The 12,994-nt window shown below is 71.7% G+C and carries 11 protein-coding genes; 7 read left to right on the plus strand and 4 right to left on the minus strand.

Annotation, left to right across the window (positions count from 1 at the left end):
* Window positions 1-87 precede the first annotated feature (87 nt).
* Both EDD27_RS58210 and EDD27_RS51755 read left to right on the plus strand, forming a co-directional pair.
* Entirely contained in the window at window positions 88-2,850 is a 2,763-nt protein-coding gene (locus EDD27_RS58210) for an ATP-binding protein (RefSeq protein ID WP_277750817.1), read from the plus strand.
* 157 nt (window positions 2,851-3,007) lie between these two features.
* Complete coding sequence (locus EDD27_RS51755) at window positions 3,008-3,550, plus strand: hypothetical protein (RefSeq protein WP_127940029.1); 543 nt, start codon at window positions 3,008-3,010, stop codon at window positions 3,548-3,550.
* A 78-nt stretch (window positions 3,551-3,628) separates the two neighbouring features.
* On the opposite strand, the gene EDD27_RS51760 is transcribed toward EDD27_RS51755, so the two are convergent.
* The gene (locus EDD27_RS51760; protein WP_127940030.1) at window positions 3,629-4,678 is read right to left on the minus strand and encodes a hypothetical protein; all 1,050 of its coding nucleotides are present in this window, start codon (window positions 4,676-4,678) and stop codon (window positions 3,629-3,631) included.
* Window positions 4,679-4,955: 277 nt separating this feature from the next.
* Between EDD27_RS51760 and EDD27_RS51765 the strand changes: the two genes are divergently transcribed.
* The 3 genes from EDD27_RS51765 (at window position 4,956) to EDD27_RS51775 (ending at window position 7,390) form a co-directional block, all read left to right on the plus strand.
* Window positions 4,956-6,236 carry a BtrH N-terminal domain-containing protein gene (locus EDD27_RS51765; RefSeq protein WP_206642033.1) on the plus strand — a complete coding sequence of 427 codons (1,281 nt, stop codon included), beginning with the start codon at window positions 4,956-4,958 and terminating at the stop codon, window positions 6,234-6,236.
* 91 nt (window positions 6,237-6,327) lie between these two features.
* Entirely contained in the window at window positions 6,328-6,597 is a 270-nt protein-coding gene (locus EDD27_RS51770; protein WP_206642034.1) for a hypothetical protein, read from the plus strand.
* A 46-nt stretch (window positions 6,598-6,643) separates the two neighbouring features.
* Entirely contained in the window at window positions 6,644-7,390 is a 747-nt protein-coding gene (locus EDD27_RS51775; protein ID WP_127940031.1) for a methyltransferase domain-containing protein, read from the plus strand.
* Window positions 7,391-7,393: 3 nt separating this feature from the next.
* Here the strand turns inward: EDD27_RS51775 and EDD27_RS51780 are convergent, their stop codons facing one another.
* The 3 genes from EDD27_RS51780 to EDD27_RS51790 form a co-directional block, all read right to left on the minus strand.
* Window positions 7,394-8,353 carry a M56 family metallopeptidase gene (locus EDD27_RS51780; RefSeq protein ID WP_127940032.1) on the minus strand — a complete coding sequence of 320 codons (960 nt, stop codon included), beginning with the start codon at window positions 8,351-8,353 and terminating at the stop codon, window positions 7,394-7,396.
* A complete protein-coding gene (locus tag EDD27_RS51785; protein WP_277750818.1) occupies window positions 8,350-8,724 on the minus strand; it encodes a BlaI/MecI/CopY family transcriptional regulator in 375 nt (124 codons plus the stop codon). The genes EDD27_RS51780 and EDD27_RS51785 overlap by 4 nt, the downstream gene beginning before the upstream one ends.
* 179 nt (window positions 8,725-8,903) lie before the next feature.
* The gene (locus EDD27_RS51790) at window positions 8,904-9,869 is read right to left on the minus strand and encodes a threo-3-hydroxy-L-aspartate ammonia-lyase (protein ID WP_127940033.1); all 966 of its coding nucleotides are present in this window, start codon (window positions 9,867-9,869) and stop codon (window positions 8,904-8,906) included.
* Between the two features lie 191 nt (window positions 9,870-10,060).
* Between EDD27_RS51790 and EDD27_RS51795 the strand changes: the two genes are divergently transcribed.
* Window positions 10,061-10,888, plus strand: a complete 828-nt coding sequence (locus EDD27_RS51795; RefSeq protein ID WP_127940034.1) for a class I SAM-dependent methyltransferase — start codon at window positions 10,061-10,063, stop codon at window positions 10,886-10,888.
* A gap of 659 nt (window positions 10,889-11,547) precedes the next feature.
* On the plus strand, window positions 11,548-12,993 hold the full coding sequence (argG, locus tag EDD27_RS51800; protein ID WP_127940035.1) for an argininosuccinate synthase: 1,446 nt from the start codon (window positions 11,548-11,550) through the stop codon (window positions 12,991-12,993).
* The last annotated feature ends 1 nt before the right edge of the window (window position 12,994 follow it).

Here is a 12,994-nt window from a genome sequence, read left to right on the forward strand (position 1 = left end):
AGCGGCTTTGGTATGGCGATGAGAGCCAATGTCAGGTCAGTCTTCTGGACCAATCGAGTGTCGGTGCGGCGTGGCATAGTTGCTGGCGTGAACGGTCTTCTCGTCGGGCGCTCTGCTGAGCTGGCCAGACTCGTGCGGGTGCTCCAGTCCGCCATCGAGGGCACGGCCGGCGTCGCGCTCGTCGGCGGGGACGCGGGCATCGGCAAGACGCGGCTGGTCGCCGAGCTGGTCGGGCAGGCCCGCGAGCGCGGCGTGCACGTGCTGGTCGGCCAGTGCGCCGAGCTGGGCGACGCGCTGCCCTACCTGCCGCTGGCCGACGCCCTGCGCGGGGCGCAGTCGGCCGTGCGCGAGGCCGCCGCCGCCCACCCCATGCTGGGCCAGCTCTTGCCCGGCACGGAGAGCGCGCCCTCGACCGGGCTCACCCAGCAGCGGCTGTTCGGCTCGCTGCTCGGGCTGCTGGCCGACGTGCAGCCGGTGTTGTTCGTGATCGAGGATCTGCACTGGGCCGACCGCTCCACCCGCGACCTGCTGGTCTTCCTGAGCCGCATGGTGCAGACCGAGCAGGTCTGCGTGGTGGGCACCTACCGCACCGACGACATCCACCGCCGTCATCCGCTGCGGTCCGTGCTGGCCGAGCTCAAGCGCCTGCCGACGGTGACGAGCGTCGAGCTGGGGCCGCTCGGCCGGGGCGACCTGTCGGACTACGTCACCACGCTGGGCGAGGTCGACGCCCGTGAGCTGGGGGAAATCGTCGCGCGGGCCGACGGCAACCCGTTCTACGCCGAGGAGTTGTTCGCGGCCGTGGCGGAGGGCGACAGCCTGCCCGACGGGCTGGCCAGCCTGCTCATGTCCAGGGTCGAGGTCCTGCCCGATGCCGGCCAGCAGGTGCTGCGGGCCGCCGCCGTGGCCGGGCGGCGGGTGGAGGACGAGTTGCTGCGGGAGGTGTCGGGGCTGCCGCTGGCCGAGTTCGAGGACGCGGTGAGGGAGATCGTCTCGCGTGGCCTGCTCAGGGTCGACGGCTTCGGCTACACCTTCCGCCACGCGTTGCTGCAAGAGGCCGTCTACACCGACCTGCTGCCCGGCGAGCGCACCCGGCTGCACGCCGCCTTCGCCCGCCTGCTGACGTCCCCGGCCGAGCTGGCGCACCACCACCTCGCGGGCCACGACCTGGCCGGCGCGCTCGCGTCCTCCGCCGAGGCGGGCCGGCTGGCCGAGCGGCTGGGCGCTCCCGCCGAGGCGCACAGCCACTACGACCAGGCGCTGAGCCTGTGGGATCGGGTGGACGGCGCGGAGGAGCTGGCCGGGGAGAGCCGGATCGCGCTGGCGTTCCGCAGCGCGGTGACGGCGGCCGACAGCGGCGACAACCACCGGGCGATCGTCCAGCTCCGTGCCCTGCCGCAGACGTCCGAGGTCAGCGAGCGCCTGGCTTACTACCTCTACGAGATCGACGATCAGCCGGGCGCCATCGTGGCGGCCGAGCGGGCCGTGGAGAGCGCCGAGGACCAGGCCGCGCTCGCACGTGCCCTGGCCACCCACACGCGCACATTGCTCTGGAGCCCCCGTCACCGGGAGGTGGAGGCCCGTGCCACGAGGGCGCTGGAGACGGCGCGCGCCGCGGGGACGAAGGACGCCGAGGTCGGCGCGCTGATCGTGCTGGCCTCCTTCGTCGAGCACCAGGGCGACGTGGCCAGGGCCCATGAGCTGTTCGAGCTGGCCTCCGCGGAGAGGACCGGCGATCTGGCCATGGACCTCCGGGCCCGCTTTCAGCACGCACGCGTTCACTACGAGCAGGGGCTGCTGGCCCAGGCCGCCGAGATAGCCGATGACGGCATCCACATGGCCTTCGACGCGGGGCTCAAGTGGAGCACCTACGGCACCGACCTGCGTTTCCTGCGGTTCCTCATTCACTACGTGGCGGGGGAGTGGGACCAGGCGGAGAACGTGGCAAGCAGTTTCCCCGTGCGGGTCGGCACCCTCTCCGAGGCGGTCCTGTCGTCGTTCGCGTTGTTCATCGAGGTGGGGCGAGACCTGCCCGCGGTCGAGAGCAGGCTGAGCTGGGTGCGGCCGTTCTGGTCGAATGAGCTGGCCGGCTACATGTCCAGAGGCCTGGCCGCCGAGCACGCCCTGTGGCACGGCGACCCGGCCGGGGCGCTGGAGCACGTGCGCGAGGTCCTGGCGACGCTGGTCCCGGGCGACAACGGCGTGTTGCGGACGGCCGCCGTCGGGCTGTGGGCGCTGGCCGAGCTCGGCACCACCGAAGGCGCCGACGACCTGCTGGAGCGCGTCCGCTTCTCCGTCGAGCGCGGCCCCACAGGCGAACGCGGACAACTGGGGCCCGAGGGAATCGCGTGGGCGCTGCGGGCCGAGGCGGAGTGGCACCGCGTTCATGGCCGCTACGAGGTGGAGTTGTGGCGCAAGGTGGTGTCGGCGTTCGACTTCGGCTTCGTCTACGAGGTGGCCCGGGCCCGCTGGCGCCTGGCCGAGGCGCTGCTCGCGACCGGTGACCGGGCCTCCGCGCAGGCGGAGTGGGAGCTGGCCAGGGAGACGGCGGGCAAGCTGCGGGCGGCGCCGTTGGAGAATGCGCTGCTGGAGTTCGGGCGGCGGGCCCGGTTCGGCGGCGGGGCGCAGGCCGAGGACGGCCCGCGGCAGGGCGAGGCCGGGCTGACGGCTCGGGAGGCCGAGGTGCTGCGGCTGGTCGCCGAAGGGCTGACCAACAGGGAGATCGCGGAGCGGCTGTTCATCGCGCAGAAGACGGCGAGCGTGCACGTGTCGAACATCCTGGCCAAGCTGGAGGTTTCGACCCGCACCCAGGCCGCCGCGGCAGCACGCCGGCGCGGACTGCTGGCATAGCGACCCAGGACATCTTGTCCGCCACGGGCGGTCGTTTTGAGGGGCCTTTGCGTTACGGCCCGTAGCGTCCAGTGACCGAGAACCCTCTCAACGGAGGAGCGGCGGCCGCACATCGCCCCTTCGCCGTGCTCGTCCTGCCCTCGAAAGGAGCAGTTCCATGTCCACTCTCCGCAAAACCCTGCCCGCCGTCGCCGCACTCGGCGTGTCCGCTCTCTTCCTCGCCGCCCCGCAGGCCGCGTACGCCGCTGACTCGGTCTCCTGTCAGGCCGCCGGTGAGACACACTTCACGCCCGGCGTGCAGATGTTCCAGCAGTCGCAGTTCGTGACGTACCGGGGCGTCAGCAGCAGTTGCGTCGACCACAGCGGCCTCGGGATCACCTCCGCCCGCATCACCGCGAGCTTCGACGACGTCGACCTGAGCTGCGTGGCCAGCAGGTTCGGCACCGGCACCGGCGTGGCCACCATCGTGTGGGACGCGAACGGCGCCAGGCAGACCAGCCACGCCGACATCACCATTGACGACACCGTGCTCAACACGGCCCAGGTGTCCGGCGTGGTGACCGAGGGCCCGTTCGCGGGCCAGCGGTTCACCGGCAAGTTCAACACGAGCCTGCTCACGGGCGCGGGGAAGTGCTCGGCAGCAGCCCTCTACGGCGGGGTCATGAACGCCGAGTTCAAGGGCGCCTTCAGCATCGGCTGAATGGTTTGAGCGCGTAATGGGCCGGCTTCGGGGGCGTACGGGGCCGGCCCGCTGTCGTCCTCGATGCCGGCGGCCGAGTCAACTGGTGATCGTGAGGTCGCGCATCAGGAAGTAGCTCGCGTGGTCGGTCTGCAGGTACGCGTGGAACTTCTCGGCCTGGCTCTTGGCTGACTTGTCCGCGGTGACGATCGTGATGATCAGGTACTTCTTGGAAGCGCCCGATCGGATCTTCCCGTACGCGTACCTGGTGTGCGCCTTGTCCTTGCGCCACGTCACCGCGTCCGAGGTCAGCTTGGCCAGCCGCGTGGCGGTGTTCTTCGCCGCCTTGTCGTTCGGGAACGCCATCATGAGCTGCACCGCCTTGAGGTGGCCCCCGTACGCCGAGTACGCGATCTCGATGGCGCGCTCGCAGTCGTACCTGGCCAGCACACCCTCGCCGTCCACGGGGTCGCACGTGTTGTACGTCCAGCCGCCGACCTTGTTGGCCTTGAACTTGACGCCACTCAGGCCGAAGTTCCAGTCGTCGAACTCGTTGTGAGTGATCGGCGAGCCCGGCTGGGCCCGCTTCGACGTGGGCGGGGTGTCAGAGGGGGGCGTGCTGGGATCGGACGAGGGCGGGTCCGACGGGGTGGCTGACGGGGGATCCGACTGCTGGGGCGTCGTCGCGGGGGCGGACGGCGCGGCGCTCTGCAGGGCCACGGTCGGCGCCGGGTCGGGAGAGCCGAGGTAGGCGACCGCGCCGATCGTGCCGCCACCCAGGAGGAGCGCCCCCAGAGCGACCGACAAGCCGATGATCAGGCCGTTGTTCCGCTGGGGCGGCGGGCGGTGCTGCCCGCCTGGGCCGTACGGGTTGTGCTGCGGGTACTGGCTCTGGGGGTACTGGCCCTGCGGGATGTGCGGGTTCTGCTGGCCGTAGGGGTTCTGCGGCGGCCCGTACGGAGTGCCGCCGCCCTGGCCGTGCCCGGGCGGCTGGGGGGCCGTTGGGCCTTGCTGTCGGCCGTAGGGGCCCTGCTGGCCATAGCCCGGTTGAGGGGGCTGCTGGCCGGGTCCCTGCGGTGCTCCCTGTGCCTGCGGGCCCCACGGTCCTTGTGGCTGGTGGGGCTGCGGAGGCTGTGGAGGGTATGCCATCCCCCCATTCTGGGGCAGACCATAACCTTGTGCCCCAACTACCCCAGCAAAAGTCGGTGGCTGGCCGCGTGCCGGTGGCTGTACTACGATCCGGTGCGTGGCGGTGCTCTCCCGCCCAACCCCCTGAGCGCGTCCCCACGCGACGCGCCGGTTGCGGGGGCAAAGGGGACGCAAGGAGCCTCGGGAGCGGTGGTCTGACCGGCAGGCGATGCTTTCGCGGCCGCCACGGGCCGCGGGCGTGGGCCGGGTCCTGGCAACGGTCGCAGGAAGAGCCGTCATGACCAGCAAGAAGCAGCTCAAGGCACGCATCCGCGCGCGCATGGCCAAGACCGGCGAGAGCTACACGACAGCCCGCGACCACGTGGTCGGCCAGGCGGAGGCGCGCACCGACGCGGGGTGGCGCTTCGCCGGCGGGCGGCATCCGTCCAGCGCGGCGATCACCGCCATCCTGGTCAACCAGAGCGCCTCCGTCAGCGAGCCGCTGGTGTTCCTGGCCGGCGGCGGTATCGGAGCGGGCTACATACTGTGGGAGTTCAAGCACGACCAGTCCCGCCATGTGACCCTGGGTTTCCGTAACCAGTGGCAGTACCACGACCGGTGGATGGCCAAGACGCTCGGCCGGCTCGGCGTGCCGTACGAGGAGCACCGGACGGGCGGCAACCGGGCGGCAAGCGACAGGCTCGCCGCCGAGTTGGATGCCGGGCGGCCGTGCGTGATCCTGCCCGACCGTTATCACCTCGGCTACTGGCACCTGCCCGCCACGTTCGACGGGCACGGTGGTGGCCCGGTGGTGGCCTACCGGCGTGACGAGAGCGGCGTATACCTCGACGACCGCGGCCAGGCGCCGATCCGCATCCCGCGGGAGCGGCTGGACGCCGCGCGGGCGCGGGTGCCCTCGTACCGGAACGTCCTGCACGTGCTCGGCGAGGCCAAGCTGGACGAGGCGACGCTGGCGGACGCGACACGCGAGGGGCTGCGGGACTGCGCCGCCCACCTGTCGGCGACCTCGGACTCGTTCTCGCTGCCGGCCTGGCGGAAGTGGGCGCGGCTGCTGACCGACACCCGCAACGCCAAGGCTTGGCCGAAGGTCTTCGCCGACGGCCGCGGTCTGGCCGACGCCTTGCTGTCGGTGTGGGAGGGCGCGGAGCCGGTCGGCATGGACGGCGGCAACCTGCGCGAGTTGTTCGCCGACGCCCTGGACGAGGCCGCCCTGCTGCTGGCCGAGCCGGAGCTGGCCGATCTGGCCGGCCGGTTCAGGGAGATCTCCGACCTGTGGCACGGGTTGGCCGAGGCGGCGCTCCCGGCCGAGGTGCCGGAGTTCGCCCGTGTCCGCGAGCTGACCGCCGCGATCAAGGAGAGCGTTCTGGCAGACGGCAGCGCGGGCGGCGAGGAGGCGGCCGAGAGCGGCCGGCTGCTGTGGCAGGCGCGGGCCACCGCGAACGAGTCACTCGCCGCCGCCGACACGGTCGTGCTGTTCGCTGACCTCAGCGCCCGGCTCGGCGCCATATACGAGGCGGAGACCGCCGCGATCGCCCGCCTGGCGACACTCACCCGCTGAACCCGGGATCCAGAAAGTTCGGCGCGCCTTGTCGATTTCGGCCCGTCCCGTTGGTCGAGTCGACAAGGCACCCGAGCGAAAGGGAATCGACATGCGCAGGCTCATGGTGACGTCGTTCATGACGCTGGACTGCGTGGTGCAGGGGCCGGGCGGGCCCGACGAAGACCGCGACGGCGGGTTCGAGCACGCCGGCTGGGCCGTGCCACAGCTCGGGCAAGAGGCTCTTCGGAGCCGGGACCGTGCCCGCCGGCCTCGGCTCATCGGTGGCACGACGACGAGCACCGGTGTCGTGGTCAGCACGTACGCACGTGAGGGCGAGGTGAAGTACGGCGCCATGGGCCCCGAGACCGGGAACTGGTGATCGTGCCGTTGACTTCAAGTCGGCTTGAAGTCGCATGCTGGCTGCCATGTCGAATACAGATCTCATCCAAGTGCTGGACGCCGCCGACGCCATGCCGGCCGTCGCCAGGCTGCGTGCCCGCTCGTACGAGCTGCTCGACCTCCAAGAGGGAGCGGGCGTGCTGGACGTGGGGTGCGGAGCCGGGCGGGCGGTCGGCGAGCTGGCGGAGCGCGGGGCGCGGGCGACCGGCGTGGACCTCAGCGAGGAGATGATCGCGGTGGCCCGCGAACGCTGGCCCCAGGCCGACTTCCGCGTGGGGGACGCCTGCGACCTGCCGCTCGGGGACGGCGCGGTGGCCGGATACCGCGCCGACAAGGTCTTCCACCTGCTCGCCGACGCCGCGAAGGCACTGGCCGAGGCCAGGCGGGTGCTCGCGCCGGGTGGGCGGGCCGTGCTGATCGGCCAGGACTGGGACACGCTCGTCATCGACTCCGACGACCCCGCGCTCACCAGGACCATCGTGCACGCCCGCGCCGACCTGCTCCCCGATCCCCGGGCCGCCCGCCGTTACCGCAATCTGCTGCTGGACGCCGGATTCGAGGACGTGGCCGTGGAGGTGCACACGGCCGTCTTCACCGACGTGACGATGGCGCCGCTGCTCGTACGGCACGCCGCGGCCGTGCGCGCCGCCGGGGCCATCACTGCCGAGCAGGAGACCGCCTGGGTGTCCGAGCAGACCGAGCGCGCCCGGGCACACCGGATGTTCCTGGCCCTGCCGATCTTCGTGGCCTCCGGCGGGCTGCCCCGCGCGTGAGGCTTACGCGAAGAACGAATCCAGCACCGAATGGCAGTGGTGCGCGAGGAACGAGGCGATGCCGGGCACCAGCGCCACCAGCGCGGGGCCACCCAGCAACGCGCCCACGGCCAGCAGCCCGACCAGGCGCTCGGTCCGCCTGAGCGGGCGCTCGGGGTTGAGCATGCGGCGTACGCGGACCAGTGCCGTCGCGCCGCCCGCACCCAGCGCGAACGCCGGCGCCCGGCCGGTGGCCAGGCCGACCAGCGCGGCGGCGATCTGCACGCGCGGATGGCGGCGGGCCGCCACGTCGTCGGCCCGCAGCTCGATCAGCCGCGCGATCTCCACCCGGGCCGCCTCGAACACGGGAACCCTGGGAAACGCCCTGGTCAAGGCGTGCGCGGCGGCGACCGCGAGGTGATGACGGCCCCGCAGGTGGGCCTGCTCATGGGCCAGCACGGCGGCGACCTGCGCACGCGACAGGCTGCGGAGCGCGCCCGTAGTGATCACGGTCTCCGCGTGCCGGCCCGGCAGGCAGTACGCCACCCGCTCCTCGTAGTCCAGCACGATCGCGTCGAGATCGCGGTCGCGCCGGCCGAGCAGCCCGAGCAACGCGGCATGCTCGCGCCTCTCCCGCCCCGTCCTGGCCAGGACGGCAACGCCGCACCAGAGGAGCCGGGCCGGCACCGCGCCCGCGACCAGCAACGCCGCGACGCCCGCCCAGGTCAGGGCGGAGCCGTGGATCAACATGTCGGCGCAGATCTCGAACAACCCGGCCAGGCCGTGCGCCACCACGTCGGCGGGCACCGCGAAGGCCAGCGCCGCCAGCACGGCCGAGGCCACCACGGAGCCGGCCGCCGCCAGCCACACCACGATCGCCAGGCGCGGCGCCCGGTCGGCCCGGCTCGCCACCCGCCGCCCGAGCGCGGGCAACCCGACCGCGGCGGCGACCGCGTAGAGCGTCAGAACGGCGGCGGCGATCACGACCGTTTGCCCTTGGGCGGGAAGACCTGCAGCGCCGCCTCCAGCGCGGTCGCCTCCTCGGGGGTGAGCCGTTCGAGGAAGTGCACGAGCGTGGCGGCCTGGTTGCCGCTGCCGGCCAGCGCGCTGCGCATCAGGTCGGCGGTGTAGGCCTCCTTCGAGGCGACCGGCTCGTACACGTAGGCCCGGCCGACCGCCCGGCGCTTGAGCAGCCCCTTGGTGTGCAGCTTGTCCATCACGGTCATCACGGTGGTGTAGGCGATCTCGCGCTCCTGCCGCAGCTCCTCCAGCACCTCGCGCACGGAGGCAGGCCGGCGTCGCGCCCACATCCGATCCATGATCGTGGACTCGAGCTCGCCCAACCCGCGCATCATGCCGTCGATGCTACCGGCCGTCGTAGTCGCGCACCGCGCCCGCAACGGGAGCGAGGCGGGCCGGCCGCCGGCCACTAGCGTGCCTCGTAGTAGTCGGCGACTCGGGACATTCCGGGCCTGGGAGCGTTAGCATGCTTAGTGGATCATCGGGCGGGCGAGGGTGGCTGCCCGCCAACCCTCTATGAGCACAGTTCGGCGAAGCGGCCGGCGTCGATGTTGCCACCGGAGACGATCAGGCCGATCCGGGGCGGTACGCGGTCCAGGCGGCCGGCCAGCAGCGCGGCCAGCGGGGTGGCGCCGCTCGGCTCGATGACGATCTTCATGCGTTCGAAGGCAAGCCGCATCGCCGCCCGGATCTCGTCGTCGGAGACCAGGACGACGTCGTCGACCAGGTGCTTGTTGATGGAGAAGGTCAGCTCTCCGGGGATCTCCGCGGCCTGGCCGTCGGCGATCGTGCGCGGGACGGGGATCGACACCCGCCGGCCCGCGCTCAGCGAGCGCTTGGTGTCGTCGCCGGCCTCGGGTTCCACGCCGATCACCCGGATGCGTGGGCGCAGGCCCTTGGCCGCGGTGGCGCTGCCGGCGATCAGGCCTCCGCCGCCGATGGGTACCAGCAGCGCGTCCAGCTCGCCGACCTCCTCGATCAGCTCCAGCGTGGCGGTGCCCTGACCGGCGATGACGTGCGGGTGCTCGTACGGAGGGATCAGCGCCAGCCCGCGCTCGGCGGCCAGCGCCTCTCCGATCGCGACCCGGTCGCCGGTGTAGCGGTCATAGGTGACGATCTCGGCGCCGTATCCGGCGGTGGCCTCCACCTTGGAGCGGGGCGTGTCCTCGGGCATGACGATCACGGCGGTGCTGCCCAGCTCCCGTGCGGCGAGCGCGACGGCCTGGGCGTGATTGCCCGAGGAGTACGCGGCAATGCCCCTGGCCAGCTGCTCCGGCGACAGCCTGGACACGGCGTTGTAGGCGCCGCGGAACTTGAACGCGCCGATGCGCTGGAAGTTCTCGCACTTGACGAAGACCTCCGCCCCGACCAGGGCGTCCAGCGTACGCGAGCGCAGCACGGGCGTACGGTGGGCGACGCCCTTGAGCCGGGCGGCGGCGTCGTGGACGTCGTCAAGGGTGACCGGGAGTGCGGTGGTCATGCGGGCTCCTCCTGCGCGGTGCCGGAAACGATGGGCGCGCTTCCATCCTCCACGAAACCGTTCTTGTCGTACTCGAACGGGCCGCTGGACGATGCTTCCGCCCCTCCGTTCCATGTGATGTCACGGCATGGAACGCCCTAGGTGATGGGGGCGCCTCCGTGTGGGACGGCGCCTGGATCAGGGGAGGAATCATGGGGACATCACCAGCGCCCGCGAGCGTCGACCTCGTCGCGCTCAAGGAACGTCAGCGTGTGGCGTGGGGGTCCGGCGACTACGCACGCGTCGGCGTCACCTTGCAGATCATGGCGGAACGCCTGGTGGAGGCGGCCGGCGTACGCGCCGGGCAGAGCATCCTCGACGTGGCCTGCGGCCAGGGCAACGCGGCCATCGCCGGCGCGCGGCGCTTCGCCGCGGCGACCGGCGTCGACTACGTGGCCGGCCTGCTCGATCAGGGCCGCGAGCGGGCCGCCGCCGAGCACCTGGAGGTGACGTTCACGGAAGGGGACGCGGAACGGCTGCCGTTCCCCGAGGCGTCCTTCGACGTCGCGCTCAGCACGGTCGGCGTGATGTTCGCGCCCGACCAGGAGCGGGCCGCGGCGGAGCTGGCGCGGGTGACCCGCCCGGGCGGGACGATCGGGCTGGCCAGCTGGACGCCTGACGGGGCGGTGGGGGCACTGTTCCGGACGATCGGGACGTACGCGCCGCCCCCGCCGCAGGTCAGGTCCCCGATGTTGTGGGGCACGCCTGACCGGCTGCGGGAGCTGTTCGGCGACGAGGTGGAGTGGGTCGCGCTCGAGACGCGCACGTTCGAGTTCTGCTATCGCTCTCCCGAGCATTTCGCGGAATGGTTCCTGACGAACTACGGGCCGATCCACCGCCTGGGAGGCACCCTGGACGAGGCCACGCGGGCGCGTTTCGCCGCTGACCTGGCCGAGGTGCCCAAGAAGTTCAACCGGGCCGACGACGGGACCGTGCTGGCCGACGGCGAATACCTGGAGGCCATCGGCATCCGCCGCTGACGAGGGCCCGGAGCCGCTCGGCGGGGCTCGCAGGGAGCAGCCCTCGTCTGATGTGTCGCGGCGGCCCTGCGCATGATCGCGGGTGCCGAGACCACGGACAGGTGGGCGAGGCTCATCACGGCGATGCCCGTGGCAAATGCCGCGTACCCGCCGAGCCACTCGCCCAGCACCCCGGAGCTCCCGCCGGCCAGGCCGCCGAGCGGCACCGCGCCCCACATGAGGAAACGCAGGCCGGCGTTGACCCGGCCGAGCAACCGCTCGAGGGTGACGCGCTGGCGGTAGCTGAGCTGGGCCACGCCGAAGATCGAGCTCACGACGCCGAACAACGCGCCGGCCACGGGGGAGGATCGACAGCCGCCAGCCCGGCCCGGTCGCCAGCGCGGGGTTCCTGACTGGCATCGCGGGTGCAACGTGCATCGGGGAGCCGTGATGGCCGGTTGCCCGAGCACTGAGCGGGTGCGTGAGGGAGGAATCGATGCCGAGCAGATCGCCGAGCAGATCCCGGCGGACCACGCTGGCCACCGTCGCCGCCTCGGCCGGTCTGTCTTGGCCCTCGGTCACCGCCGCATCGCCTACCTCGGCGGCCCCGCGCGCGGCCCCGCCCACGGCCGCACGGCCGCATTGCATGGTCATGCATTGATGTGTATATACTTCTGCTCGTGTCCAAGGTACTCACCTCCCTGCCTGTCGGTGAACGTGTCGGCATCGCCTTCTCCGGCGGCCTCGACACCTCGGTAGCGGTCGCGTGGATGCGCGAGAAAGGTGCAGTGCCGTGCACCTACACCGCCGAGATCGGCCAGTACGACGAGCCTGACATCGCCTCGGTGCCCGGCCGCGCCACGGCGTACGGCGCGGAGGTCGCGCGGCTGGTCGACTGCCGTGCCGCCCTCGTGGAAGAGGGACTCGCGGCGCTGGCCTGCGGGGCCTTCCACATTCGCTCCGGCGGCCGCACTTACTTCAACACGACCCCGCTGGGCCGGGCCGTCACGGGCACCCTGCTGGTGCGCGCGATGCTCGAGGACGGCGTGCAGATCTGGGGCGACGGCTCCACCTTCAAGGGCAACGACATCGAGCGGTTCTACCGTTACGGCCTGCTCGCCAATCCCTCCCTGCGGATCTACAAGCCGTGGCTGGACGCCGACTTCGTCAGCGAGCTCGGCGGCCGCAAGGAGATGTCGGAGTGGCTGCTCGCCCGCGACCTGCCCTACCGGGACAGCACGGAGAAGGCCTACTCCACGGACGCGAACATCTGGGGCGCGACCCACGAGGCCAAGTCGCTCGAGCACCTCGACACGGGCATCGAGATCGTCGAACCGATCATGGGTGTGCGGTTCTGGGACCCCGAGGTCGAGATCTCCGCTGAGGACGTCACGATCCGCTTCGAGCAGGGACGGCCGGTGGCCATCAACGGCAAGGAGTTCCCCTCCGCCGTCGACCTCGTGCTGGAGGCCAACGCCATCGGCGGCCGGCACGGCCTGGGCATGTCCGACCAGATCGAGAACCGGATCATCGAGGCCAAGAGCCGGGGCATCTACGAAGCGCCGGGCATGGCCTTGCTGCACGCGGCATACGAGCGGCTGGTCAACGCGATCCACAACGAGGACACCCTGGCCGCGTACCACGTCGAGGGCCGGCGGCTGGGCAGGCTGCTCTACGAAGGCCGCTGGCTCGACCCGCAGGCGCTGATGCTGCGCGAGTCGCTGCAGCGCTGGGTCGGCATGGCGGTCTCCGGCGAGGTGACCCTGCGGCTGCGGCGTGGCGAGGACTACTCGATCCTGGACACGTCCGGACCGGCGTTCAGCTACCACCCGGACAAGCTCTCCATGGAACGGACCGAGGACTCCGCTTTCGGACCGGTCGACCGCATCGGCCAGCTGACCATGCGCAACCTCGACATCGCCGACTCCCGAGCCAAGCTGGAGCAGTACTCCCGGATCGGCATCGTCGGCAGCCCGCACCCGACCCTGATCGGCGCCGCACAGGCGTCCCCGACCGAGCTGATCGGCGCCATGCCCGAGGGCGGGGCCGAGGCGATCGCCTCCACCGGCGAGGTCCCTGGCGACGAGCTGCTCGATCACGCCGCGATGGAGTCCGGCACCGACTGAC

This window comes from Nonomuraea polychroma (assembly GCF_004011505.1).
In the GTDB taxonomy this organism is placed as follows: Bacteria; Actinomycetota; Actinomycetes; order Streptosporangiales; family Streptosporangiaceae; genus Nonomuraea; species Nonomuraea polychroma.